The 22,909-nt window shown below is 69.2% G+C and carries 26 protein-coding genes and 1 pseudogene; 21 read left to right on the top strand and 6 right to left on the bottom strand.

All coding sequences use genetic code 11. The annotated features are described in order from the left end of the window. Positions 1 to 3: 3 nt before the first annotated feature. The 11 genes from ACSIH6_RS07340 to ACSIH6_RS07290 all read left to right on the top strand — a co-directional run bounded on the left by ACSIH6_RS07340 (position 4) and on the right by ACSIH6_RS07290 (position 8,155). On the top strand, positions 4 to 1,599 hold the full coding sequence (locus tag ACSIH6_RS07340; protein WP_435107467.1) for a putative type IV secretion/conjugal transfer ATPase: 1,596 nt from the start codon (positions 4 to 6) through the stop codon (positions 1,597 to 1,599). A gap of 6 nt (positions 1,600 to 1,605) precedes the next feature. Then, positions 1,606 to 3,423, top strand: a complete 1,818-nt coding sequence (locus tag ACSIH6_RS07335; protein WP_435107466.1) for a type IV secretory system conjugative DNA transfer family protein — start codon at positions 1,606 to 1,608, stop codon at positions 3,421 to 3,423. Next, positions 3,420 to 4,517: a hypothetical protein gene (locus ACSIH6_RS07330; protein WP_435107465.1), complete on the top strand. Its 1,098-nt coding sequence runs from the start codon at positions 3,420 to 3,422 to the stop codon at positions 4,515 to 4,517. The genes ACSIH6_RS07335 and ACSIH6_RS07330 overlap by 4 nt, the downstream gene beginning before the upstream one ends. A 151-nt stretch (positions 4,518 to 4,668) precedes the next feature. Further along, a complete protein-coding gene (locus ACSIH6_RS07325) occupies positions 4,669 to 4,887 on the top strand; it encodes a type II toxin-antitoxin system HicB family antitoxin (RefSeq protein WP_435107464.1) in 219 nt (72 codons plus the stop codon). Then, entirely contained in the window at positions 4,880 to 5,251 is a 372-nt protein-coding gene (locus tag ACSIH6_RS07320) for a type II toxin-antitoxin system HicA family toxin (protein WP_435107463.1), read from the top strand. The genes ACSIH6_RS07325 and ACSIH6_RS07320 overlap by 8 nt, the downstream gene beginning before the upstream one ends. 34 nt (positions 5,252 to 5,285) lie before the next feature. Then, positions 5,286 to 5,426, top strand: a complete 141-nt coding sequence (locus ACSIH6_RS07315; RefSeq protein WP_435107462.1) for a hypothetical protein — start codon at positions 5,286 to 5,288, stop codon at positions 5,424 to 5,426. Beyond that, positions 5,423 to 5,845, top strand: a complete 423-nt coding sequence (locus ACSIH6_RS07310; RefSeq protein WP_435107461.1) for a DUF4913 domain-containing protein — start codon at positions 5,423 to 5,425, stop codon at positions 5,843 to 5,845. Before ACSIH6_RS07315 ends, ACSIH6_RS07310 begins: the two co-directional genes overlap by 4 nt. 31 nt (positions 5,846 to 5,876) lie before the next feature. Beyond that, on the top strand, positions 5,877 to 6,365 hold the full coding sequence (locus tag ACSIH6_RS07305) for a hypothetical protein (protein ID WP_435107460.1): 489 nt from the start codon (positions 5,877 to 5,879) through the stop codon (positions 6,363 to 6,365). A gap of 73 nt (positions 6,366 to 6,438) precedes the next feature. Further along, entirely contained in the window at positions 6,439 to 6,762 is a 324-nt protein-coding gene (locus tag ACSIH6_RS07300; RefSeq protein WP_435107459.1) for a hypothetical protein, read from the top strand. Positions 6,763 to 6,820: 58 nt separating this feature from the next. Beyond that, complete coding sequence (locus ACSIH6_RS07295) at positions 6,821 to 7,630, top strand: hypothetical protein (protein WP_435107458.1); 810 nt, start codon at positions 6,821 to 6,823, stop codon at positions 7,628 to 7,630. 15 nt (positions 7,631 to 7,645) lie between these two features. Next, the gene (locus ACSIH6_RS07290; protein WP_435107457.1) at positions 7,646 to 8,155 is read left to right on the top strand and encodes a hypothetical protein; all 510 of its coding nucleotides are present in this window, start codon (positions 7,646 to 7,648) and stop codon (positions 8,153 to 8,155) included. A 126-nt stretch (positions 8,156 to 8,281) separates the two neighbouring features. Here ACSIH6_RS07290 and ACSIH6_RS07285 read toward each other — a convergent pair whose 3' ends face one another. Further along, positions 8,282 to 8,923 (bottom strand): TetR/AcrR family transcriptional regulator, encoded by a 642-nt coding sequence (locus tag ACSIH6_RS07285; RefSeq protein WP_435107456.1) that lies wholly within the window; start codon positions 8,921 to 8,923, stop codon positions 8,282 to 8,284. Positions 8,924 to 9,026: 103 nt separating this feature from the next. On the opposite strand from ACSIH6_RS07285, the gene ACSIH6_RS07280 reads away from it, so the two are divergent. From ACSIH6_RS07280 to ACSIH6_RS07260, 5 genes and pseudogenes are all read left to right on the top strand, one after another. Further along, positions 9,027 to 10,067 (top strand): medium chain dehydrogenase/reductase family protein, encoded by a 1,041-nt coding sequence (locus ACSIH6_RS07280; protein ID WP_435107455.1) that lies wholly within the window; start codon positions 9,027 to 9,029, stop codon positions 10,065 to 10,067. A gap of 145 nt (positions 10,068 to 10,212) precedes the next feature. Continuing rightward, positions 10,213 to 10,350 (top strand): annotated as a pseudogene (locus tag ACSIH6_RS07275) (DUF2283 domain-containing protein); the annotation flags it as partial. A gap of 138 nt (positions 10,351 to 10,488) precedes the next feature. Continuing rightward, the gene (locus ACSIH6_RS07270) at positions 10,489 to 10,719 is read left to right on the top strand and encodes a helix-turn-helix domain-containing protein (protein ID WP_435107517.1); all 231 of its coding nucleotides are present in this window, start codon (positions 10,489 to 10,491) and stop codon (positions 10,717 to 10,719) included. 74 nt (positions 10,720 to 10,793) lie between these two features. Next, positions 10,794 to 11,465 (top strand): uracil-DNA glycosylase, encoded by a 672-nt coding sequence (locus ACSIH6_RS07265; RefSeq protein WP_435107454.1) that lies wholly within the window; start codon positions 10,794 to 10,796, stop codon positions 11,463 to 11,465. 133 nt (positions 11,466 to 11,598) lie between these two features. Continuing rightward, positions 11,599 to 14,829 carry an NACHT domain-containing protein gene (locus ACSIH6_RS07260; RefSeq protein ID WP_435107453.1) on the top strand — a complete coding sequence of 1,077 codons (3,231 nt, stop codon included), beginning with the start codon at positions 11,599 to 11,601 and terminating at the stop codon, positions 14,827 to 14,829. 60 nt (positions 14,830 to 14,889) lie between these two features. On the opposite strand, the gene ACSIH6_RS07255 is transcribed toward ACSIH6_RS07260, so the two are convergent. Beyond that, positions 14,890 to 15,693, bottom strand: coding sequence for an SIR2 family NAD-dependent protein deacylase (locus ACSIH6_RS07255; protein WP_435107452.1), 804 nt, complete (start codon positions 15,691 to 15,693; stop codon positions 14,890 to 14,892). 231 nt (positions 15,694 to 15,924) lie between these two features. Here ACSIH6_RS07255 and ACSIH6_RS07250 point away from each other — a divergent pair, with 231 nt between their 5' ends. Continuing rightward, complete coding sequence (locus ACSIH6_RS07250; protein ID WP_435107451.1) at positions 15,925 to 16,809, top strand: sulfotransferase family protein; 885 nt, start codon at positions 15,925 to 15,927, stop codon at positions 16,807 to 16,809. Positions 16,810 to 16,901: 92 nt separating this feature from the next. Here ACSIH6_RS07250 and ACSIH6_RS07245 read toward each other — a convergent pair whose 3' ends face one another. Further along, positions 16,902 to 17,495, bottom strand: coding sequence for a TetR/AcrR family transcriptional regulator (locus ACSIH6_RS07245; RefSeq protein WP_435107516.1), 594 nt, complete (start codon positions 17,493 to 17,495; stop codon positions 16,902 to 16,904). A gap of 85 nt (positions 17,496 to 17,580) precedes the next feature. On the opposite strand from ACSIH6_RS07245, the gene ACSIH6_RS07240 reads away from it, so the two are divergent. Then, positions 17,581 to 18,645 carry a DMT family transporter gene (locus tag ACSIH6_RS07240; protein WP_435107450.1) on the top strand — a complete coding sequence of 355 codons (1,065 nt, stop codon included), beginning with the start codon at positions 17,581 to 17,583 and terminating at the stop codon, positions 18,643 to 18,645. On the opposite strand, the gene ACSIH6_RS07235 is transcribed toward ACSIH6_RS07240, so the two are convergent. After that, a complete protein-coding gene (locus tag ACSIH6_RS07235; RefSeq protein ID WP_435107449.1) occupies positions 18,590 to 18,793 on the bottom strand; it encodes a hypothetical protein in 204 nt (67 codons plus the stop codon). The genes ACSIH6_RS07240 and ACSIH6_RS07235 overlap by 56 nt on opposite strands. Before the next feature lie 89 nt (positions 18,794 to 18,882). Between ACSIH6_RS07235 and ACSIH6_RS07230 the strand changes: the two genes are divergently transcribed. After that, complete coding sequence (locus tag ACSIH6_RS07230) at positions 18,883 to 19,044, top strand: hypothetical protein (RefSeq protein WP_190394732.1); 162 nt, start codon at positions 18,883 to 18,885, stop codon at positions 19,042 to 19,044. 40 nt (positions 19,045 to 19,084) lie between these two features. Here the strand turns inward: ACSIH6_RS07230 and ACSIH6_RS07225 are convergent, their stop codons facing one another. After that, positions 19,085 to 19,912, bottom strand: a complete 828-nt coding sequence (locus ACSIH6_RS07225; protein WP_435107515.1) for an aldo/keto reductase — start codon at positions 19,910 to 19,912, stop codon at positions 19,085 to 19,087. Between the two features lie 409 nt (positions 19,913 to 20,321). On the opposite strand from ACSIH6_RS07225, the gene ACSIH6_RS07220 reads away from it, so the two are divergent. Next, positions 20,322 to 21,506, top strand: a complete 1,185-nt coding sequence (locus ACSIH6_RS07220; protein ID WP_435107448.1) for a PucR family transcriptional regulator — start codon at positions 20,322 to 20,324, stop codon at positions 21,504 to 21,506. 20 nt (positions 21,507 to 21,526) lie between these two features. Here ACSIH6_RS07220 and ACSIH6_RS07215 read toward each other — a convergent pair whose 3' ends face one another. Continuing rightward, the gene (locus ACSIH6_RS07215) at positions 21,527 to 21,958 is read right to left on the bottom strand and encodes a hypothetical protein (RefSeq protein WP_435107447.1); all 432 of its coding nucleotides are present in this window, start codon (positions 21,956 to 21,958) and stop codon (positions 21,527 to 21,529) included. 252 nt (positions 21,959 to 22,210) lie between these two features. Between ACSIH6_RS07215 and ACSIH6_RS07210 the strand changes: the two genes are divergently transcribed. After that, positions 22,211 to 22,804 carry a Dps family protein gene (locus ACSIH6_RS07210; protein WP_435107446.1) on the top strand — a complete coding sequence of 198 codons (594 nt, stop codon included), beginning with the start codon at positions 22,211 to 22,213 and terminating at the stop codon, positions 22,802 to 22,804. Positions 22,805 to 22,909: the final 105 nt, after the last annotated feature.

Here is a 22,909-nt window from a genome sequence, read left to right as displayed (position 1 = left end):
ACGATGTTCAGGACCAGATCCAAGAAGTCGGTGCGTTCCGAGGACACAACGGACTCCCCGTCCGCCTCTGGCGCGGAACGGTTCCCGCCGGAGACCGCGTGGAAGAAGAACCAGAAGGAGCGGAAGGCGGAGGAGAAACCCACGACCGTCTCCGGGGCCGGTGACGGCGAAACCCCGGAGCAGCCGCCTCCCCCGCTGGGCTGGCGGCACCGTGCGGGAGGCCGCTCCCCCAACATCTGCCCGGTCGTGGAGTACCAGGCGACCACCACTCAGGCGTGCGGCCTCTTCCCGTTCGTGACCAGCAGCAAGCCTCCCGCTGTGGGCACGCCGATCGGCCGCGACCAGCTGTCGGGCGAGGTCGTGTGCCTGGACCCGCTGGCGTGGCTGCGGGCGGGGTTGGTGACCAACCCCGGCGTCTTCGTCCTGGGACAGCCCGGCACGGGCAAGTCCACCCTGGTCAAACGCATGGTGACGGGCTCGATCGCGGCGGGGACGCGCACCATCGTCCTCGGTGACAGCAAGCCCGACTACAGCGACCTCGTCGAACACCTCGGCGGCCAGGTGATCAAGATCGGGCGCGGCATGGACCGCATCAACCCGCTGGACGCCGGTCCCCTGGGCAGGGCCGTCTCCAGGATGAGCCGCGCCGACGGGGAGAAGCTGCGTTGGGAGGTGCGCGGACGCCGGATCGCGCTGCTGATGGCGCTGTGCCTGCTGATCCGCGAGGCGCCCATCAACAACGCCGAGGAGGTCGTGCTCGGCACCGCGGTGGACCTGCTGGACGAGAAGCTGGAGCTGACCGGGCGCCAGCCGACGGTGGTGGACGTGCTGCGCGTCATCCAGGAGGGCCCCGAGCCCCTGAGGGCGGCGGCGCGCGCCGACGGGGAGGGGAGCTACAACCGCCGCGTGGACGACCTGATCTTCACGCTGCGGCTCCTGGTCTCCGGTTCCCTGGCAGGGGTCTTCGACCAGGACACGAGTGAGCCCATCGACCTGTCCAGCCCCGCAGTGAGCGTGGACATCAGCCGGGTGGGGGCTGCGGGCGACAAACTGCTGACGGCGGCCATGCTGTGCACGTGGAGCTACGGCTTCGGCATGGTGGACGCCGCGTCCGCCCTCGCGGACGCGGGCCTGGCCCCCCGGCGCTCCTACCTGGGTGTCATGGACGAGCTGTGGCGTGCGCTGCGCGGGGCCCCCGGGCTGGTGGAGTACGCCGACTCCCTGACCCGGCTGAACCGGTCCAAGGGCATGGCGTCGGTGATGGTCACGCACTCCCTCTCCGACCTGGAGTCCCTGACCAGTGAGGAGGACCGGGCCAAGGCGCGGGGGTTCGTGGACCGCAGCGCCATCCTCGTCATGGCGGGCCTGCCCCCGCGCGAGCTGGCGCGGGTCCACCAGATCACGCCCCTGACCGGTCCCGAACAGAACCTGGTCTCCTCCTGGTCCTCCCCGGACTCCTGGCAACCGGGCGCGAGGCATCCGGGACGCGGCAAGTACCTGATCAAGACCGGTGCCGAGCGCCTGGGCATCCCCGTACAGATGGCACTGACCCCGGACGAGGCCCGGCTCTACGACACCGACCAGAAGATGAGGGCCTGAGAAGCCATGGGCAGACAACTACAACCACGCGGAACGGGTTGGTCCGCCGCGGCCAGCCCCCTGTTCGCCCTGGTGGCGCTCTGGTCCGCCGTCCTCCTGGTGTGGCTGGTGTGGGGCGGCGCGTGGGTCACCGGCCTGCTCGTGGACGAGGACGTCCCCCCGTTCGGCGTCTCCTGGGCCTTCTCCCTGGCCAGGGGGGACACCGGTGCCACCTGGCCGGGCATGCCGACACCGCTGGTCCTGGTGGTCGCGCTCGCACTGGTGCTGCTGGCGATCGCCGTGGTCGTGCTGGCCGCACGGCTGGTCGGCGGGATCCGAGGCCGCGCCGCGGACCCCGTGGCCGCGCTCAACAGCGGGGATGACACCGTGGCCGAGCTGGCCAGACCCGCGGCCGCGGAGAAGGCCCTGAGGCTGCGCCGCGGTTCACTGGCCGGACGCAGGGCCAAGTCCCTGAAGGACCCGGACGTGGGACTGGTGATCGGGGCGGTGAAGCGTCCGCGCGGCAGGGCCGAACCGACGCTCTTCGCCTCCTGGGAGGACACCGTTCTGGCGTACATGGCCCCCCGGGCGGGCAAGACGACCGCGATGGCGGTCCCCTACGTGCTTTCCGCTCCCGGACCCGCGCTCGCCACCAGCAACAAGGCGGATGTGTGGGCCGCGACCGCCCAGCTGAGGCGTGAGCGCACCGGCGAGAGCGTGTGGCTGTTCGATCCCCAGCGCGTCGCCCACCAGCCCCAGCGCCTGTGGTGGAATCCGCTGCGGGAAGTGGACAGCGTCGAGGCCGCGCACCGTCTGGCGGGCCACTTCGTCCTGACCATCGACGACGACTCCAAGAAGGACATGTGGGGTCCTGCGGCCAAGGCGCTGATCTCGCAGCTGCTCCTGGCCGCGGCCCTGGACGGGGAGTCCCTGGAGACCGTGGGCGAGTGGTTGCACGACGCCAAACAGCCCAGACCCGTCAACATCCTGTACGACCACGGCTTCAACGCCTACGCGGACGCTCTGCGCGAGACCCAGAACATCGTCTCGGAGACCCGGGACGGCATCTACACGACCGCCCGCACGGCGGCGCGCTGCCTGGACGACCCGGCGATCATGGAGTGGGTGACACCGCCCGAGGACTTCGGCGTACGGGAGTTCGAACCGCGGTCCTTCGTGCTCACCCGCCAGACGCTGCACCTGCTGAGCAAGTCCCGTTCGGCCGCCGCTCCCCTCATCGCGGCGCTGACCGACGCCGTCTTCCTCGCCGCCGAGGAGGCCGCGGAGGGACAGGGAGGAAGGCTGGACCCGCCCCTGGTCGCCGTCCTGGACGAGGCGGCCAACATCTGCAAGATCGCCGACCTTCCCGACATGTACTCCCATCTGGGCTCCCGCGGCGTCATCCCGGTCACCATCCTCCAGAGCTACCGGCAGGGCGTGCGCGTGTGGACGGAGAACGGCATGGAGGCGATGTGGTCGGCCGCCACCGTCAAGGTCTTCGGAGCGGGGCTCGACGACCACAAGATCGTGGAGGCCCTGTCCAAGCTGATCGGACAGCACGACGTCTCCACGGGGTCGTTCAGCTTCGGCGACGGCAAGGGCAACCACTCCGTACAGCTGCGGCGACAGGAGATCATGCAGGGCTCCGACATCCGGCAGATCGCCAAGGGAGAGGCGCTGCTCTTCGCCACCGCGGCCCGGCCCACCCTCGTGGAGATGCGCCCCTGGTACGAGAATGACGACGCGAAGCAGATCACCGAGGCCATCGAACGCGCTGACACCCTGATCACCGAGGGGGCGCGGAACAGACGGCGGACTCCTGAGAAAACGGAGGAAATCCATTGAGCACGTCCACGACCCTAAGCCGTATCGCCGGGCCGCTGGCCCTGGTCCTCGTGGCCACCTCTTGTTCGGGCGGGACCGGTGACGGCGGCGCGCGGGAACCCGAACCCACGGCCTCCGAGGCGGCCCCCGTCTGGGGCGACTCCCCCGGGATCATCGCGCACACCGAGGACTACCGCGTGCTGGTGACCCTGGATCCCGAAACCGGGGAGGAACTGCACCGCATCGACCTCGGCGACGGGCGGGGAGGGCTGGAACTGTCAGACAGAACGGCCAGGTACGGCTTCTTCGTCTACCCGAGCGCCGCGGACGAGGGCAGTAGCCTCACAGCGGCCTTCAGCGAGGACTTCGGCTATCTGGCGCTCGTCGCAGGCGGTGACAGCGTCATCGTCCACCGCCTCGCCGACAGGGAGACCATCGCGGAGTTCGACACCGTGGGCGACGATATCTCCTCAACGGATCCGCACTTTCGCTGGCTCGGGTTCGGCTCCGGCGGCGAGCACCTGTACCTCATGGAGCTGAGGACGTCCTCGCTGCACTCCGTGCCGTTCCTGGAGGAAGGGGCCGAACCCGCGCTCGTCCAGGAGGAAGCCGAGTACAGGGGTCTGGAGAACCTGATCGGCGGCGAACCCCCGCTGGACCCCGTGGAACTCGCCGAGACGAGACGGATCGGCGCCGACAGCCTGCATGTCGAAGGGGTGCGAGCGGACAATGGCGTCCTCCTCAGGAAGGTCGCCATCCTGACCAACGACGGCGACGAAGCCTACGACTACGACCGCAGGAGCGTCTACGACCACTTCACCCCCACCGAGGACGGCAGCTACATCGGTTTCGACATGAGCTCCGAGGATTCTCGGGGATCCACGGTTCCGGGACCCGTCATCGAGTTCACGCTGGACTCCGAGGGCGGGGTCAGCGAGTGGAACCCGGTGCTCGACGAACACGGCGTCGACGCGTACGCGCTGTCCCCGGAGGAGGACCAGATCGCGGTGAGCAAGGACGGCGTGGTGTTCGTCCTCCCCCGGGACGGAGACGGCGAGCCCGTGCGCCTCGAAACCGACGAGAACGAGCACTACCGACTGCTCGGCTGGACCTGACGGATCAGTCCCACCTAGGCCTGAACGGTCAGGCCGCCGTCATGGCCGTTGCTGTCCGCCCAGGGACCGTATTCCCCAGGCAGCGAAGTCCGCAGCACGAAACCAGGGCGACGGTGCCTCTGGTTACACACGAAAAGAAAAGAGACCCTTCATGGAAAAGCACAAACTGACCGTGGTCACCTACCGGGAGGAAGACCAGTACGTGTCCTACTGCGTGGAAGCCGACATCGCAAGCTTCGGAGAGACCCGCGCAGAGGCCGAAGCGATGATCATCGAGGCCTTGGAGCTCAACTACACCGACCAGCCGGTTCCGCCCGCCGTTGATGACCCGACCCTGAGCACAGTGGAGATCAGCGTCAAGGATGACTGACGATAAACTCCCCAAAACTGGCAAGAAGATTATCGCAGAACTCCAGAAAAGAGGATTTCGAGTAAAAGACCAGAAAGGCAGCCATGTCAAACTCATGGGCCCAAACGGCAAGGGCAGGGTTATTATCCCAAAACATGGAGAGAAAGACATTCCCAAGGGAACCTTGAATAATATTGAAAAGCAGGTCAAGGACGCCATGTCCCAGCAGGTAAAAAATATTGATGCCGCACCGAAAATCAACAAGGCACTGGAAAAGGAATCAAGCGATCAGCACTCCGGCAAGGCCAGTGGAAAGGGCAAGGCGAGAGCCCCTGCTCCGCAGCAGGCCAACAACAAGAGTTCCGCCAGAAGAAAGGGGAGATAAAACCGCGAAGATCGATACAGAGGATCATATAGTTGTGAGCAAGGACATTCCGTTTTTCATTCTGCTCGGGGACGGAGACGGTGAACCGGTGCGTCTCGAAACCAGCGAGAACGAGCACTACAGAATGCTCGGCGACCTGACCGGACGACACCACCGAGGAGACACGAACCGTTGACCGCCAACACCCATGACGAAGCAGAGCAGCAGAACCCAGACGGGTACGAGGAGGAGGTTGCGGCCGACGGGGATGACGAGGAGAGTCCGCAGCCGGTCTTCGCGGACGTGGAGGAATTCGTCACCGAGCGCTTCGTCCCTGTGTTCTGTCGACCGGAAGGCGGCCAGTTCCGCTGGTGTGCCGAGTGGTGGCGGCATCCGGAGGCGGTCTCCCGGTTCCAGGCGCTGTGGCACTCCTGGGAGGTGATGCGCTTGGAACCCGGTACCGGCATGGCGATCTGGTACCGCGACTACCTGGACACGCAACTCCCAGTGATCCTCGGCGACACCGGCCCCTTCCGCGAGTGCACTTCGCGAAGACACCAGGAACCACGCGCCCTCCCCGTCGCGCCCGTGCCCGAGGGCTGGCTCGACGACTGAGTAAAAAGAAGACGGAAAGGAGGATCACCCCTTGGGCGATCTCCTGCAGGGACTGACCAGCATACCCAGCGAATCCCTTCGCCTGATCACCATGCTGGCAGGGATGGTCGCACTCAATGGCCTCATCGGCATGGCTAGCTTTTTCAACGAGCGCATACTTCTCGCGGCGAGAAAAATCAAGGAATCAGTCAATCAATCCCCCGAAAAAATACTCCAGCAAGAACTGGAACACACGCGTTTCAAGGTTGAGGATGATGTCAAAACCATACAGCAACCCATCGAAACCCATAAGGAACGCGTACTGAGCGAGGCCAAGAAGATCAAATTGGCATCAGAGCTTGTCCCCCGCGCCAAGAACTTCGCTGAAGAATTCGAGGGGATAAAAGAGATTCTCGACGATCTCTTGAAATCAAAAAGAAAGGAGGATAAGCAGAAGGAGCGAAACTCAGCACTGGCCAAAAAAATGAACCAGTCAAACAGTCCAGCGCAGAAGAAAAACTCTCGCAGAACAAGAAGATGAATAGTGGCACACGCCCAGAAGGGCAAAAAGAAAGGAAATCGCCGAAATGTCAGCAATTACTATACAGCTCATCATGCTCATGGCAGCCGCAGTCGTCATTCTTCTCGCACACAGGGCTCATCGCTCCAAGGAAGCAAAGAAAGGAATTTCCCCACCGACGGACGAGTATATTTCCTCCCTTCTAAGGAGGCTTGAGAGGCTCAACGAGGAGCGCGGAGGTCTCGCCCGGGCCGACGGGGTCGTACAAGGCAGGTGCCGTCTGCTCAGCCAAGCACTCGAACGAGTCCAGGAAGACACTACCGGAGGAGTAATTCAATACCAGGTCGGAGACATACTTGGAACCTTGGAGCGCACGGAGGAAGTCATCTCCCTCCATCTTTCCCGTAGAGAGGAATGAGAATCTCCGTGCCCCGCACAGAGGGCTGGAGGAAAGAAATAACGGAATCCTGAAATGATTGGCAAGACTCATGGAATCAGTGCTTTTCCTCATTGCCGTAATTGCCGGAGCCCTGATAGCAAGGGCTTCGGGAATGGTTGTGCGGAATGCGAATTCACGCCTGACGTACAGGTCATCGCACCACCAGGCCGAAGAGCAGAGAAGAAGTGACCGCGAGAGCATTTCGGACACAAGAAGGAGCATCGAAGATGGAATGGAATACCTCAGACGCGGACACAGGGAAGAAAAAAAGGGAACGGTTTTTGAAGCCAATATGGCGCTTGCAAATATTTCGACAGCCCGAAATAATATTTTGGCCCAAGAGAAAAAGATCAAACAGGACATCAAGGAGTACGTTGATGCAGGAGTCCTCACCAAAAACCGAGCGGGCCTTCTGGAGCCCATCGACCTCACATCTCTGAGCCGCGAGCAGTCGTCCTCCCTCCAAAAGTGGGTCAGCGACTACAACAAAATAATGAAGGACATCCAGAAAAAGAAAAAATTTCTTGACTACACCGAGGCAAGGATGCGCGGTTTCAGAAAGATGACCAAAAACGAACTGAGGAAGGAAAAACCCAACAGCCATACGAAAAACCTTACCACCGTGGAGGGAGCCCTCAGGAGAACTGAGGAGAGGTTGAATCAAAAATGGCTCATAAAAACGCTGAGAAGAGCAAGCCGCAGAGGGAATAGCGAGTGGAAAAGCAACGAGACCGAGAAGCTTCGGGAGCTTTTGGAGGTCCCCAGGCTGGAGCAACCAGCACAGTCGGCGAAACCGGCGAAACCGGTGAGACCGGCGCTTAGGATCCCTCGCCGAAAAACACGCTAGCCCGGAGGAGAACGTATGCCTGCCACCACCATTATTTTCCTTCTGGTCGCCCTTCCTGTTTTTCTCCTCTTCTCATGGATCCACCGCGGCTCCGTCCGGCGCGTCGTACGCATCGAAGGCGGCACGGTCGACGCCATGCTCCTGGCTGAGAGCAGACAGCAGGAGAACGAGATCCTCGAAGAGGCGATCGAGGAGAAGCTCGCCGCCGTGCGCGAGTGCGAGCGCCGGGTCTACGGCAAGATCACCGGCAAGGGCGCCAGACATCCTTCCGAACTGGCCGTCATGGATCCCGACGAGTCGACGGAGGCCGTCGGCCAGCTCGCCGAACGCATCGAGGCCATCGACCTACGAGCAGAGGAGCGCAGGGAGGAGTTCCAGCGGGCGTTCGACGCCAGGAGGGAGGAACTCCGCACCGTCGTCCGCCGCGGGAAGACCCGTGACAAGGTGTTCGCCGTCACCGCGTGGGCCGGGGAGACCTGGGTACTCGTGCTCACGGTCTACGTGCTCTACACCTTCTTCGCATGACCGGACACGCCCCCTTTCCGCTGCCGCCATCTCCGTCCGACGGCCCCGTACGGGACGGTTGACCGGCGGGCCGGACACACGAGCGGCACGGCGTGAAGGCCGGCCCCCGAGGCGACGCGGAGGCCTTCAGTCCTCGCGGAGGCGGGCCAGTGCCGGGATCATCCGCTCGCCGATGTCCTCCGGGCCGGGGAACACCCGGGTCACGGCGCGCTGGTGGGCGAGCCCGTGCAGGCCCAGCCACAGCCCGACCGCGTCGGCGCCGGGGTCGGTGCTGGTGGAGATCCCGGCGTCGACGCAGGCGGTGAGCGCCTCGCCGAGCACGCGCAGGCTCGCGTCCCCAAGGGTGACGAGTTCCTGCCCGGTCACCGAGGAGTCCCCGAGCGTGGGCATCCACAGACCGCCGAACATGGTGCGGTAGCGCTCGGGGCGCGAGCGGGCGAAGTCGAGGTAGGCGTGGCACGTGGCGTACAGGCGCGCGCGGGGGTCGGTGCCCGCCTCCGCCACCGCCGCGTTCAGCGCTGCCTCGAGCTCGTCGAAGGCCCTGCGGACCACGGCCAGCATGATGGCGGGCTGGTCCGAAAAGTGCGGGTAGATCGACGGCGCCGCGATTCCGACGCGGCGCGCGACGGACCGCAGGGTGATGGTGCGCTCGTCCCCCGTCTCGTCGAGCAGCTCCACCGCGGCGTCGACGATCTCCTCGCGCAGGCGGCCGCCCTGGCCTCGGCGGTTACGGGTGCGCGGAGCCGACGCGTCCTTCGTGTCCTTCATGGTGTCACCTTACGGCTGGAAGCTTGTGCGGCCTGCCTTGCACCCTTAAGGTTACGCATGTAAGTTTACAAGCGTTACCCCGAGTGTTCCGACAGGAGTCCCGATGAACGCCGCCACCACCGCCACCCAGGTCCTGCTGCCCGGCCGGGTCGAACCCTCCCGTCTTCAGGTGCGGCCCCGGACGCTGTCCGCTCCCGAAGCCGGTCACGTCCTGCTGCGCATGGAGGCGACCGGGGTCTCGTTCGCCGAGCAGCAGATGCGCCGGGGCAAGTACTTCGACCAGCCCCCGTTCCCGTTCGTGCCGGGCTACGACGTCGTCGGCACCGTCGAGGCCGTGGGTCCGGGCGTGGACGCCTCGTTCGTCGGGCGCCGCTTCGCCGCCGTCACCAAGACCGGCGCCTGGGCCAGCCACCTGCTCCTGGACGCACGCGACCTCGTCGCGGTGCCGGAGACAGCGGACCCGGCGGAGGTCGAGACGCTGCTCGTCAACGGCATCACCGCCTGGCAGATGCTGCACCGCACGGCCCGCGTGCGACGGGGCGGCACCGTCGTCGTGCTGGGCGCCAACGGCGGCGTCGGCACGGCCCTGGTCCAGCTCGCCCTGCACGAGGGGATCACCGTGATCGGCACGGCCGCACCGCGCCACCACGAGGCCGTGCGCGCGCTCGGCGCGATGCCCGTCGACTACCGCGACCCGCACGTGTACGACAGGATCCGGGCCCTGGCGCCCGAGGGCGTGGACGCGGTGTTCGACCACGTCGGAGGGGAGGGTCTGGTCCGCTCCTGGCGCCTGCTGCGCCGCGGCGGCACGCTCGTCTCCTACGGCACCGCGTCGACGAAGGATGTCGAGGGCAACTCCCGGCTGCCCGTGCTCGCGCTCTTCGGCCGGCTCCTGGTGTGGAACGCCCTGCCCAACGGCCGCGGCGCCCACTTCTACAACTTCTGGGCCGGACGCCGCCGCCATGCCGACGCCTTCCGCGCCCGGCTGCGCGAGGACCTGACCGAGGTGCTGCGTCTGCTCGCCGACGGCGTCCTGGCACCGCAGGTGGCCGCCCGCGTCCCGCTCTCGGAGGTCTCCCGCGCGATGACCCTCGCCGAGTCCCGCACCGTCGTCGGGAAGGTCGTGCTCGTCCCCGACGCGTGAGGTCCGCGCGCGACTCCGCGAACAACTCCTACAAGCTGTACGGACACACCGGTGACGGCAGGAAGATCTACGTGGCGGTGAAGGACACGACCTGGGGAACGCCAGACCCTGTGATCAAAACGGTGGTGGAAGTATCGTGATTCCCATGGCAGCGCCTCGGAGAGTGACGATCGACCAGGAAGCGGACGCGGGTTACCTGACTCTCACCGACGCTCGCGTGGAGAGAACCCTCGACTACGGTCCGTTCGTCGTGGACTACTCCGCTGACGGTCGGCCGGTGGGGGTGGAGGTCCTCACCCTGGGGCGTCCTCTGGACACCACAGCCCTCCTGGAGGTTCTGGAGGAGGCTGGAACAGCGGACTCGGACACACACGCGTGGGTGAACGCGTTCGCCGCCCAGATCCTGGGGCTCGATGACCGTGTGCCCGTCCCACCGCTTCGGCGCGGACCGAAGGCACCTCATGAGGAGGTGCGCTTCCTGACTGTCGCGGAGGTCGCCTCGATCATGCGCGTGTCGAAGATGACGGTGTACCGCATGGTCCATTCCGGAGTCCTCCCGGCGATCCGGGTGGGCCGCTCCTGCCGGGTCCCCGAACGCTCCGTACGCGAGTACGTGGACGAGATGGGCTCCCGGCTCCGCGTCCTCGGGTGAAAAAGTGCGCCTCCAGGAACGGGGCAGGCCCGAAGGGGACGTGGATGTCGCTCGCTGCCGCTAGTGTTCTGGCCATGCCGAAGGACCTGAAAGAAATCATGGACAGCGGTTGGGCCGAGGCCCTGGAGCCGGTCGCGCCGCAGATCGCCGCGATGGGTGACTTCCTGCGCCAGGAGGTCTCGGAGGGCCGCACCTACCTCCCCGCCGGTGAGAACGTCCTGCGCGCCTTCAAGCAGCCCTTCGAGGACGTGCGCGTGCTCATCGTGGGCCAGGACCCCTACCCGACCCCGGGCAACGCGGTGGGCCTGAGCTTCTCGGTCGCCCCGGACGTGCGCCTGCCCGCGAGCCTGCGCAACATCTACAAGGAGATGGTCGACGACCTGGGCGTGCCCATGCCCTCCAACGGCGACCTGACCCCGTGGACCCAGCAGGGCGTGCTGCTGCTCAACAGGGTGCTGTCGGTGGAGCCGGGCAAGGCCGGTTCGCACCGGGGCAAGGGCTGGGAGGCCGTCACCGAGCAGGCCATCCGGGCACTCGCCGAGCGCGACAAGCCGCTGGTGGCGATCCTGTGGGGGCGCGACGCACGCAACCTGCGCCCGCTGATGCCGGGTGTGCCGTGTGTGGAGTCCGCGCACCCGAGCCCGTTGTCGGCGAAGAACGGGTTCTTCGGCTCGAAGCCGTTCAGCCGCGCCAACGAGATGCTCAAGGAACAGAACTCCGAACTGGTGAACTGGGAGCTGCCCTAGCGGATCCCACCACGGGATCGCGATGACTTCTCCTCACCCCCGAGACCCATGCTGACCTGCGGACTCGGCACCGCCCCCGGTGCCGGGTCCGACTGTGTTCCCACTCCCCTCGACGCCGGAAGAGGCACCCCCGATGGCGAAACGGCTCACCTACGCGGACGCGCTCAAGATCCTCGGCCACAACGACTCGGAGGTGATGGGCCTCGCCGAGAGGCTGGCCGACGGAGGCCTGGGGCTGGTCGGGGTGCCCGACCTCTTCGGTCTGCGGGGAGCGCTGGTCAGCGGGGGGCGGCGGGCCATCGAGGGGATCCGGGACAAGATCAGCGGCGAGAGCCGCCTGTCGCGGACGGAGAAGATCGAGGCGGCGCACCAGATCATCGTCGTCGTCGCCTTCTTCGAGGCGGTGGACGAGGCCCTGGCCGAGTTGGACGCCCCCTTCACCCTGGCCGACCTGGAGTTCACCGGGGAGGAACAGGCCGGGTTGATGGATCGCGTCCTCGCGCACTCCGGGACCGCTCCCGCCGTGTCCCTGGGGTCGGGCTGGGTCCCCCGCTTCTTCTCGGACTTCCTGTTCAGGGACTTCGCGGTGGCCCTGACAGGGCTCGCGGTGTCCGAAAGGCACGGGATCACCTCCGAGGATCACAGCCTCCTGCGGAACATGCGGCGCCTCGTCCCCGCGAACGCCTCCCGCCGGTACCAGGAGTCCTACCGTCAGCTCGCCGCCGACATCCCCGAGTTCGGCATGTGGGTCCACCTCGCCGAACACGAGCACACGCGCGAGGTCGTCGGTACGGGGCTCGGGGAACTGCGCAGGCACCTGGAGCGCATCAGTTCCCACCGCACGGTGGACCTGCGACGGCGGGAGCTGTCCGCCGGGTACCAGGCGGTCCTACGCCAGCCCGTGCTGCGTTCGGACGACATACCCCCGGGCCTGTCCCTGCCCCCGCTGGAGGAGGCCTACGTCCCGCCGCGGGGCCGCGCCGCCTACGCGGTGCACAGCGGTACGCCCTCCGCCGAGGAGTGGTGGGACCGGCTGCCCGTGGTCGGTGACCTCCAACCGGTCATCGCCGCCCACCTGGTCCACCCGGTCGCCACGGAGGTCCCCACGGTCATTCTGGGCCACCCGGGTGCGGGCAAGTCCAAGTTCACCGAGATGCTCGCGGCCAGCCTGCCCGCCGCCGACTTCCTGCCGATCCGGGTGGAGCTGCGCTCGGTCCAGCCGAACGCGCCCATCCACACGCAGATCGAGGAGGGGCTCGCCGCGACGCTGCACACCCGTGTGTCCTGGCGTGAACTCGCGGAGTCGGCGGACGGAGCGCTGCCCGTGGTCATCCTGGACGGCTTCGACGAACTCCTCCAGGCGACCGGAGTCGACCGCTCCGACTACCTGGAGCGGGTCCAGGAGTTCCAGCGCCAGCAGGAGGCGCTGGGCCAGCCGACGGCGGTGATCGTCACCAGCCGCACCGTCGTGGCGGACCGGGCCCGTTTCCCCGACGGCTCCATGGTCATGCGGCTCGAGCCCTTCGACGACGCCCGGATCGGGCAGATGCTGAAAGTGTGGAACAGGGCGAACTCCCGGGCGTTCGCCGCCTCCGGTCTGGACCCCCTGACCATCGACGTCCTGGTGCGGTACCGCGAGCTGGCCGAGCAACCCCTGCTGCTGCTGATGCTGCTCATCTACGACGCGGAGGGCAACGCCCTGCGGCGCGCCTCGGACACCCTCTCCCACGGTGAGCTGTACGAGAGCCTGTTGAAGAAGTTCGCCCGCAGGGAGGTGGAGAAGCACCGGCCCCACCTCAACGACCGGGACCTGGACGACGCGATCGAGGACGAGCTGCGCCGTCTGGAGGTCGCCGCGCTGGCGATGTTCACCCGGCGCAAGCAGAGTGTGGACGCCGACGAGCTGAACCGGGACCTGGCGGTCCTCATGCCCGACGCGGCGGTGCGCGCGGAGGACGTCGACCTGCACGGACGGATCGACCCCGCACACCAGGTGCTGGGCAGGTTCTTCTTCGTCCACGAGGCCCGCGCGCAGACGGGTGAGGGCACCGCGAGCGTCTTCGAGTTCCTGCACGCCACCTTCGGGGAGTACCTGGTGGCGCGGGCCGTGGCGATCGCGCTGGAGGAGCTGGACGAGTCCCGCTCGCGCTCCTCGCGGCGCCGGGGGCGGAGCGCGCGTCCCGACGACGGCGAGCTGTACGCCCTGTCCTCCTTCGCCAGCTACGCGGGCCGGGAGAAGGTCGTGGACTTCCTCGCCGAACTCCTGGAACGCCGGTTCGCCGAGGAACCGGGGGCCCGCGAGGACTACGCGCGGCTGCTCGTGGAGCTGTTCCAGGAGGCGCCCTTCCCGGCCTCCAACCGCTCCTACACCGCCTACGAGCCCACGCGGCTGCCGTTGACACGGCGCGAGGCCAACTACACCAGCAACCTCATGATCCTGCTGTGTCTCGTGCGTGAGGAGCCGGTCGACACCCGGGAGCTGTTCCCGGACTCCCCCGAGACCCTCCAGGACTGGCAGCACACGGCCGCGCTGTGGCGGACCCTGCCGGGAACCGAGTGGTTCAGCATCGTGGCGGCCCTGCGCGTGCGCCACCTGAACGGGTGGGAGGCGGGCGGGGGCGTCACCGTCGTGGACCTGGACGAGTCCTCACCGGTCAACGTCGGGGAGAGCACGGGGTTCGAGCTGCGGATGAACATGGACGCCACACCGTCCGTACTCGACCCCTACGAGATCACCGTGCCGCACAAAACGACCACCTCCCGTCTGCTGCGGTCGACGGCGATGCGGGTCAACGGCACGTCCGCGCGCTTCCTGCTCGGGTTGCTGCCGTACCTGCGTCACGTCTCGGACGACCTGGCGACCTGGTACGCGGACGTCCACTCCGAGGAGGCGTGGACGGAGGTCCACGAGGTCATGCGGCTGCGGCTGGAGCCCGTCGCCGAACACCCCGATCAGCGCCTGCGCACCTACCGGCGCCTGCTCGCGCAGCGGGCCCTCGGACGCCTCGAACTGGTGGCGCTCAGGCAGGCGGCGGAGGACCTGACCCTCACGGCCGAGGAGTCCGCTTTCGGTACCGAACTCGTGAACACCGTCAACTCCTACCTCAACGGTGTGCGTGCGGTCGTGGTCGGCACCCAGCTCCGGGAAGAGACGGTCGTCCCGGTCCTGCGATCCCTGGCCCCGCACACGCACGAGGAGGTCCTCGATCGCGTCCTCGAACTCGTCCGGGCCTCATGGGCGCCGGAACGGGAACTCCGTGCAGCCGACGCTGTCGGGGGGACCGAGGAACAACAGGCCGTCGACACCGTCACCCGGCTCCGCACGGTTCCGGCCGAGAGGGGCCAGTACACCAGCGGTGGTTGAGCGCGTCGACCACGGCCACCGCGCCGGTGCTCCGCCCGGGCGGAGCCGGTCCCTCCGCTCCTACCGACCGGCCGCGCGCACCCACTCCACCAGGGCGGGGAGCGCCTCGCCGATGGGGTCGCCGACCACGGCGCCGGCGAAGTCGTCGTAGGGCGTGGGCTCGGCGTTGACCACGACCAGACTGGCCCGCGCCATCATGGCCACGTCGCACAGCCCCGCCACCGGGTGGACCGTCAGCGACGTGCCCACGGCCAGGAACACGTCGCACTCGCGGGCGGCCCTGGTCGCCGCGTCGACGACCTCCGCGTCGAGCCGCTGCCCGAAGGAGATGGTGTCCGACTTCTGGATGCCCCCGCACTCCAGGCAGCGGGGGTCGGACTCCTCGTCCAGGCGCGCCAGCACCGTCTCGCTCGGCGTGCGCAGCCCGCACGCCATGCACACCACCCACAGCATGGTGCCGTGCACCTCGATGACCGCGTCCTCGGACACCCCGCCCCGCTGGTGCAGGCCGTCGATGTTCTGGGTGACCAGCGCACGCAGCCGTCCGGTGGCCTCCAGTTCGGCCAGGGCTCGGTGCGCGGCGTTGGGCCGGGCGCGCCACACCGGGTGGGTGCGGCGCTGGGCCCACACCCGGCGGCGCACGTCCACGTCGCCCATGTAGATGTCGATGTCCGACAGGGCCTGCGCGTCCGGATCGGTGGTCCACACCCCGTGCGGGCCGCGGAAGTCGGGGATGCCGGAGTCGGTGGACACGCCCGCCCCGGTGAGCACCGTGACGCGCTCGGCGGACTCCAGGAGGTCGGCGGCCCGTTCGAACTCCCCGGGGTCGGAGAAGGGCGCTGAGTCGGTGGTCGTCGAGGCCATACCCCCCATTCTTACGCGGCCGGGGGACCGTTCGTCCCACCGCGTCCGCCACCGCGCTCGCCGCTCCGCCCGGCGTTCCCTCCGTCGCTCCGCCACCCCGCCCGAGGCCGGAACGGTGCGCGGCCCCGGTCCAACCCGGGGCGTAACCTCGGGTGGACAGGAGGGGCACGGAGGCCACATCCCCTGCCGATGCACACGAGGTGGGCAAAGGGTGCAAAAATCGACACCGTCATGAAGCAGCCGTCCTACATCCTCGTGGTCAACGGGACCAAGGTCGAGCGCCCGGTGTTCGTCCTGGGCGCTCCCCACTCGGGAGTCGCCGAGATCGCCCGTGCCCTGTCGCGCGTGCCGGGGTTGCACCTCGGCGCGGGCTCGTCGGGCGTGCTCAACGCCGTCTACGCCGTGGCCAGACGCCCCTCCCTCGCGCTGGAGAAGGTCGCCGGAACCGCGAGCCTGCTGCGCGAGGCCTACGCCGAGGCCTGGCAGCTCACGCCCCTGACCTGCCCGCGCTGCCCGGGGCCGTGGGCGCGCGTGCCCGCCAACGCCGCCGCCGAGCCGTGCGAGCACAGCGCGGAGGTGCGCCGCTATGGCGACGCCAGCCCCGACCTGCTGTTCTGCGCCACCGCCCTGCACGCGGCCTTCCCCGACGCCCTGTTCGTCCAGGTGATCCGGGACGGCCGCGACGTCATCGCGGACATGATGGAGGACGAGCGCTCGCTGACCTGGCTCAAACCGAGCTTCATGAAGCTCGACCACGAGTTCCCCAACCACTTCTTCGGTCTGGAGGAGGAGTCGGACCTGTCCGCGTTCACGGAGGGCTCCACCGCCGCCAAGTGCGCGATGCGCTGGCGCGGGGCGATCCGCATGTCGGCGCTGCTGCGCCGCTCCATCGGCGCCGAGCAGCTGCTGACCCTGCGCTACGAGGACGTGCACGGCGGCGAGGTGGACACGGCCGAACGGCTGCGGGAGTTCACCGGGGCGCGGGTGTCGGCCTCGGAGCTGCTGACCGCGGAGTCCTGGGGCGTGGGGTCGTGGCGCGAGCGCCTGACGCGCGACCAGTACGGCGACGTGCGCGAGGTGGCGGGCACGGAGCTGTCCCGGCTCGGCTACGCCTGAGCTCTCACCGGTCCCGTGCGCCCACGGCTGCCCTGGACCCCTGTCCGGGGCCTCCGGGCACACCCCCCTGACGCCCCGGTTCCCCGAGCCCCTCAGTCCGCGCCGTGCACGGTCATCAGGGCGTCCGCCGCGGCGCGGGCGGTGCGCGCGGCGTCGGCGACCCCGGTGACGTTGCGGGCCACCACCGCGCCCTCGTGCAGCATGGCCAGCGCGTCGCCGAGCGCGCCCGGGTCCCCGGCCCCCGACCGCTCGGCGAGGTCGGCGTAGAGGCCGCGCAGCCACCGCTTCTGCTCCTCGGCGACGGCGCGGCCGGGGTGCTCGGGGTCGGAGAGTTCGGCGTAGGCGTTGACCATGGCGCAGCCGCGCGGGTTCTCCTCGCCCATCCAGTCGTCCAGGGCGTCGAACGTGGCGGCCACCAGCTCCCGCGGGGTCCGGGCGCGCTCCAGGTAGCCGTCCAGGTACGCGCGCCAGCGGGCGTCGCGGGCGCGCAGGTACTGGACGACGAGCTGCTGCTTGGAGCCGAACCGGTCGTAGATGGTCTTCTTGGTCACCCCCGCCCGCTCGGCGACCAGCTCCATGCCCACGGTGTTGATCCCGCGGGTGTAGAACAGCTCGGTCGCCACGTCCAGGACGCGGCGCGCGGCCGGGGTCAGCGGTGTCGTCACGGTACCGGGCACGGTGTCCACTCCCTCTGTCGCGTCCCCCACCGTCGGGGGGCGTCTCGTTCGGACTACATTGTGAGTATACCGACCGGTGTGTTTACCTGCCTGCATGGAACACACCAAGACGCGCCCGTTCCGTCCCGCACCGCCCCTCCTGCTCGCCGCCGGACTGGTGGTGATGTGGAGCTCCGGCTTCGTCGGCGCGGAGCTGGGCACCCAACACGCGCCCGCGACCACCCTGCTGGCCTGGCGTTTCCTGGTCGTGGCGGCCCTGCTGGCGGGGTGGTGGCTGTGGTGCCGCCAGCGGATGTCACGGCGGGACCTGGCGGCGCACGCCGTGCTGGGCCTGCTGGCCCAGTCCGGGTACCTGTACGGGGTGTTCGCCGCCGCGCAGGCGGGCGTGGCCGCCGGGACGAGCGCCCTGGTGGCCGCCCTCCAGCCCCTGGTGGCGACCGCCCTGGCCGTCCCGCTGCTGGGCGAGCGGGTGCGGCCGCGCCAGTTGGCGGGCCTCGCGCTGGGACTGGCCGGGGTCGGCCTGGTGGTGGGCGCGGACCTGTTCCGGCCGGGCGCCGCGCCGTGGTGGGGCTACCTGCTGCCGCTCGGGGCGATGCTGTCCCTGGTGGCCGCCACCCTGCTGGAGCGCCGCACGCGCCCCGGGGGCTCGGTGGTGCAGGCCCTGGCGGTGCAGTGCGCGGTGAGCGCCGTGCTGTTCACGGGGCTGGCCGCGGCCACCGGAACGCTGGCCCCGCCCGCCGATCCCGGGTTCTGGGCGGCGGTGGTGTGGGTGGTGGTGCTGTCCACCCTGGGCGGCTACGGCCTGTACTGGGCCGTCCTGTCCCGCACGGGCGTGGCCCGGGTGTCGGCCCTGCTGTACCTGACCCCGCCCACCACGCTGGTGTGGTCGTGGCTGATGTTCGGCGACCCGGTGGGTCCGGGCGCCCTGGCGGGGATGGCGGTGTGCGCGGTGGCCGTGGTGCTCGTGGGCGCCGGGGGAACCGTGAGCGGCGCCGACCGGACGGACGCGGCGGCTGCGGGCGTTCCCGACCGGGCACCGGCACGCGAGGAGGGGACCCACGCGGGCGTTCCCGACCGGGCACCGGAGCACGGGGAAGGGACCTCTACGGGCGCCGCTCCCGGACCGGGAGCGGACCGACCCCGTCCGCGGAGACGGTGACCCCGGGCCGTCCGGCCTCCTCGGCCGGTCTCCAGACCCGCTCGGCGCGCATGGGTTCGCTTCCGGCCGCCCCGGGGACCACGGCGGTGCACACCACCTCCACCAGGGCGCCGGGGTCCAGGAGGTCGACCACCCCCGGCACCGTCATCGGCGGCCCCTCCCTGCCCGTGTCGCGCCCGCCGCCCGCCCCGGACGGCCCCTTTCGGAATCCGCCGGACGTGCGGCTACGATGAGCGCATGTCGATCACTGTGCTGCTTTCCGCCCTCGCCCTCGTCGCCGTGCTGGGGGTGGTCGCCGCCATCTTCGTCGGCGGTGCCGTCTACGTCGGCCGCATGCGCCGCAACGGCACCGAGGCCGTCCTGGCCGGGGCCCGCAGGCACCGGGAACTGCGCGACTAGGAGGGGTCCGCCCGCGCGCCCCTGTGGACGACGGGGAGGTTCAGACGCCGTCGAAGTCGTCGGGGTCGGGGCCGAACCTGCTGTCGGTGTTGAGGCCGCTGATCCGGTCCATCTCCGCGCGGGAGAGCTCGAAGTCGAAGACCTGGAAGTTGGAGCGGATGCGCTCGGGGGTCACCGACTTGGGGATCACCGCGTTGCCGAGCTGGATGTGCCAGCGCAGCAGCACCTGCGCGGGCGTGCGCCCGTGCTCCTCGGCGACCGCGACGACGGTCGGGTGGTTGAGCAGCTTGCCGTGTCCCAGGGGGCTCCACGCCTCGGTGACGATGCCGTGCTTGGCGTCGAAGGAGCGCATGTCCGCCTGCGTGAGCAGGGGGTGCAGCTCGATCTGGTTGACCATGGGCGTGATCCCGCCCTCCTCCATGACCCGCTCCAGGTGCGGGCGCTGGAAGTTGGACACGCCGATGGCGCGGACGCGGCCCTCGGCGTAGAGGCGCTCCAGCGCCTTCCAGGTCGGCACGTACAGGTTCTTGCGGGGCATCGGCCAGTGCACGAGGTACAGGTCGACGGTGTCCAGGTTCAGGCGCCCCAGGCTGGCCTCGAAGGCGCGCAGGGTGGCGTCGTAGCCCTGGTCGGGGTTGGCCAGCTTGGTCGTGACGAACAGCTCGCCGCGTTCCAGGCCCGAGCGGCGCAGCGCCTCGCCGACCCCTTCCTCGTTGCCGTAGGCGGCCGCGGTGTCGATGCTGCGGTAGCCCGCCTCCAGCGCGGTGGAGACGGCCGCCACGACCTCCTCCTGGGGCACCTGCCACACGCCGAAGCCCAGCTGCGGAATGCGCAGACCATTACCCAGAGTGAGTTCTGGAACTGTCATCTGCTGCATCTGTCTCATCCCCCGTCAGCGCCGAACGGTCTGCCTTGTTCTTCCAGCGTGCGGTCTTCCCCGTACCGCAGTCGCATACTGCCACGTCCGGGCGGGTCTCGGTCCCCGATGCGCCGTGGTTGTGCGGGCTTTTTACCGTTCACGCCCGGTGACCGCCGTCGCGGAGGGACATCCCGGACACAGGGGGCGCCGCGCGGGCGGAGGGGATCCCGGCGAGGGCGGCGCGGCGTCCCGCGCCGCGTCCCCTCGGTCTCCTCCACCCCAGCGGAACCTCCCACGCGTCACTGTGCTCTCTCTCCGTTCCCCTACCCCACTGGGACCGGCCTGCCCACACGTCTTTCCCGCCCCTGGGGCGAAGACCCTGCCGGTAGACTTCCCTGGCCGTTCTGGAGGTGGGGCGATGGGACACGAACAGCGTGCCCGGGTCGGTGCCGAGCTGGCACGGGAGCGGGCCGGGCTGGTCGAGCTCATCGTCGCCGAGGTGCACGCCGAGGTCCCGGCCTACCGCGCGCTGCACGGGTCCCAGCTCACGGAGGTGCGGGCGATCACCGGGTGGCTGATGGGCCGCTCGCTGGAGCTGTGGGCGGCCGGGGCGACGCGGCTGCCGCCGGAGGACATGGAGCGGCTGCGGGGCATCGGCCGCTCGCGGGCGGCCGACGGGCGCTCGATCGGCGCGGTGGTGCGCGCGCACCGGGTGGGTTCGGCGGCGGCGGTGCGCCTGGTCGCCGAACTCGCGTCCGACCGGCTCGACGCCACCGACGTGTTCGCTCTGGGCGAACTGTGGCTGACCTCGATCGACCAGATCTCCGAGAGCCTGTCCGCGGGCCACGCCGAGGCCGCGCACCGCCTGGACGCCGACCTGGAGCGGGCCCGCCGGGCCTTCCTGGACGACCTGCTGATCGGTCGGCAGGCCTCGCGCGGAGCCATCCGCGACCGGGCGCGGACCCTGGGCATCGCCCCGCCCGACCCGGCGGTGCTGGTGGTGGCCGAGGCCGACGGCGGCCCCTCCGACGGGGCGCCGCCGCGGGCGGCCGCGCTCGCCGCCGGGGTGGAGCTGCTGGGTCTGGTGGAACCGGTGGGCGCCGACCCGCTGGTGACCACGCGCTCGGGGCGGGTGGTGCTGCTGGTCTCCCCCGACGACGCCGACCGGGTGGCCGCCCTGCTCGGCGGGCGCCCCTGGCGCGGGTGCGTGCTGGAGCCGCGCGCGCTGACCGACATGTCGGCCGCCTACCGGCTGGCCGACGACGCCCTGGAGACCGCACCCCCGCACGCCTTCGACTCCCGGGGGCTGCTCGGGACCTCCGACGCGTGCGTGCTGGCACTGCTCAACGGCGGCCCGGTCACCCCGGCCGCGGTCCGCCGCACCGTGCTGGGGCCGCTGCTGGCCGAGGGCAACGCCCACCTGCTGGAGACGCTGCGGGCCTACCTGCGCGAGGGCGCGGCGACCACGGCCGCGGAGGCGCTGCACGTGCACGCCCAGACGCTGCGCTACCGGCTGCGCCGGGTGCGGGAGCTGACCGGGCACGACCCGCACCGGCCCTGGCAGCGGTTCGTGCTGGAGGCCGCCTGCGCCGTCGCCCCCTGAGCCGTCCCGCACGGACGGGCTCAGGACGCCGCGGACGGCCCGCCCCCCTCCGGCGACACCTGGAGGAGGACCTGGTCGCGGTAATCCTGGAAGGACTCCCATCCGCCGTCGTCCTCGCGCAGGAAGTCGCCCGTCGAGCAGTCGATGGCGCGGCAGCCGAGCACCTCGGCCATCCGGAGGATGGTGGGCACGGCGTCGCCGCCGCGGACGTGGAGCATCACGCCCCTGACCGGGTCGCCGGTGCCGATGTTGAGCTCCATCGTCCACTCCTGCTCCTCGTCCCCGAGGTAGCCCCAGGCCGGATCGGACAGGTCCGCCGCAGGGAAGGCCTCGCGCAGCGTCGCCAGAAGCCGTGACAGCGGCGCGATGGACTTGGTCTCCGTGCCCTTGGGAATGTCGTCGACGGACTCCGCGTCCACGGGCGCCGGCGTCAACAGCACGTCCCAGCTCATGGGACTCCTCTCTCACGGGGATGCTCCAGCCGGACACTAGCGGCCGCCTCGGACGGTCTCGGTACGCCGCTGCCTGGCGCACCGCCCCCGGGACCGGATGGCCCCTCTGACCGGTGAAAGCACGGGAAACTTACCCGCGGTTGGCGCGAGGTTAGGCCCCCGGGAGCGGTGGGTAGCCGAGACTGGCAGGCGGAGCGCGCCACCGTGCGCGCTCCCCGCGACACGAGTCACACCGACTGGAGGGGGACCAGAGTGACGACCGCAGACCGCAAGGCCGGAGCGCCCAAGCCCAGGAGCAGCCAGCCCTGGCTGCACCAGAGCGGCGAGGAGATCCAGGAGTTCGGGACGGTCCGCCAGTTCCCGGTCGGGCTGTCCTACGACACACGGATGTACTCGTGCCAGCGGCTCAACCAGGTGCTGTGTGACACGCGCATCCTGCACGACCTGTACAAGAAGCACCACTGGCTCATGCGCGGTCACACCTTCTACCAACTGCATCTGCTGATGGACAAGCACGCCGACGAGCAGACCGCGCTGATCGACAGCCTGGCCGAGCGCGTGCAGACCCTGGGCGGTGTGGCGGTCGGCGACCCCCGGCACGTCGCGGAGATCACCAGCATCCCGCGCCCGCCCAACGGCGTCGAGGAGGTGCCCGCGATGCTCTCCCGCCTGCTGGAGGCGCACGAGGCGGTCCTGGAGGACTGCCACGACGCCGCCGCGCGCACGCAGGAGCTGGGGGACGACGGCACGAACGACCTGCTGGTGTCGGACGTGATCCGCACCAACGAGCTCCAGGCCTGGTTCGTGGCCGAGCACCTGGTGGACACCCCGCTGGTGCGCACCTAGGGCGGAACACACGTGACGAGGGGTCCGGCGGTCGCGCCGGGCCCCTCGACGTGCCCGGGGTTGACGGGGCGCGGCCGCATCGGAGACAGTTCCGCAATCGGTTGC

This window comes from Nocardiopsis synnemataformans, assembly GCF_965343085.1.
Classification (GTDB): domain Bacteria; phylum Actinomycetota; class Actinomycetes; order Streptosporangiales; family Streptosporangiaceae; genus Nocardiopsis; species Nocardiopsis alborubida.
Note: the sequence above shows the minus strand (reverse complement) of the source record. Positions and strands in the feature narration are given on the sequence as shown.

Excerpts from the sequence above, each read along its gene's own strand:
- ACSIH6_RS07340 (WP_435107467.1), top strand. The coding sequence starts at position 4 with ATGTTCAGGACCAGATCCAAGAAGTCGGTGCGTTCCGAGGACACAACG.
- ACSIH6_RS07335 (WP_435107466.1), top strand. The coding sequence starts at position 1,606 with ATGGGCAGACAACTACAACCACGCGGAACGGGTTGGTCCGCCGCGGCC.
- ACSIH6_RS07325 (WP_435107464.1), top strand. The coding sequence starts at position 4,669 with ATGGAAAAGCACAAACTGACCGTGGTCACCTACCGGGAGGAAGACCAG.
- ACSIH6_RS07320 (WP_435107463.1), top strand. The coding sequence starts at position 4,880 with ATGACTGACGATAAACTCCCCAAAACTGGCAAGAAGATTATCGCAGAA.
- ACSIH6_RS07300 (WP_435107459.1), top strand. The coding sequence starts at position 6,439 with ATGCTCATGGCAGCCGCAGTCGTCATTCTTCTCGCACACAGGGCTCAT.
- ACSIH6_RS07290 (WP_435107457.1), top strand. The coding sequence starts at position 7,646 with ATGCCTGCCACCACCATTATTTTCCTTCTGGTCGCCCTTCCTGTTTTT.
- ACSIH6_RS07285 (WP_435107456.1), bottom strand. The coding sequence starts at position 8,923 with ATGAAGGACACGAAGGACGCGTCGGCTCCGCGCACCCGTAACCGCCGA.
- ACSIH6_RS07280 (WP_435107455.1), top strand. The coding sequence starts at position 9,027 with ATGAACGCCGCCACCACCGCCACCCAGGTCCTGCTGCCCGGCCGGGTC.
- ACSIH6_RS07265 (WP_435107454.1), top strand. The coding sequence starts at position 10,794 with ATGCCGAAGGACCTGAAAGAAATCATGGACAGCGGTTGGGCCGAGGCC.
- ACSIH6_RS07260 (WP_435107453.1), top strand. The coding sequence starts at position 11,599 with ATGGCGAAACGGCTCACCTACGCGGACGCGCTCAAGATCCTCGGCCAC.
- ACSIH6_RS07255 (WP_435107452.1), bottom strand. The coding sequence starts at position 15,693 with ATGGCCTCGACGACCACCGACTCAGCGCCCTTCTCCGACCCCGGGGAG.
- ACSIH6_RS07250 (WP_435107451.1), top strand. The coding sequence starts at position 15,925 with ATGAAGCAGCCGTCCTACATCCTCGTGGTCAACGGGACCAAGGTCGAG.
- ACSIH6_RS07240 (WP_435107450.1), top strand. The coding sequence starts at position 17,581 with ATGGAACACACCAAGACGCGCCCGTTCCGTCCCGCACCGCCCCTCCTG.
- ACSIH6_RS07235 (WP_435107449.1), bottom strand. The coding sequence starts at position 18,793 with ATGACGGTGCCGGGGGTGGTCGACCTCCTGGACCCCGGCGCCCTGGTG.
- ACSIH6_RS07230 (WP_190394732.1), top strand. The coding sequence starts at position 18,883 with ATGTCGATCACTGTGCTGCTTTCCGCCCTCGCCCTCGTCGCCGTGCTG.
- ACSIH6_RS07225 (WP_435107515.1), bottom strand. The coding sequence starts at position 19,912 with ATGACAGTTCCAGAACTCACTCTGGGTAATGGTCTGCGCATTCCGCAG.
- ACSIH6_RS07220 (WP_435107448.1), top strand. The coding sequence starts at position 20,322 with ATGGGACACGAACAGCGTGCCCGGGTCGGTGCCGAGCTGGCACGGGAG.
- ACSIH6_RS07215 (WP_435107447.1), bottom strand. The coding sequence starts at position 21,958 with ATGAGCTGGGACGTGCTGTTGACGCCGGCGCCCGTGGACGCGGAGTCC.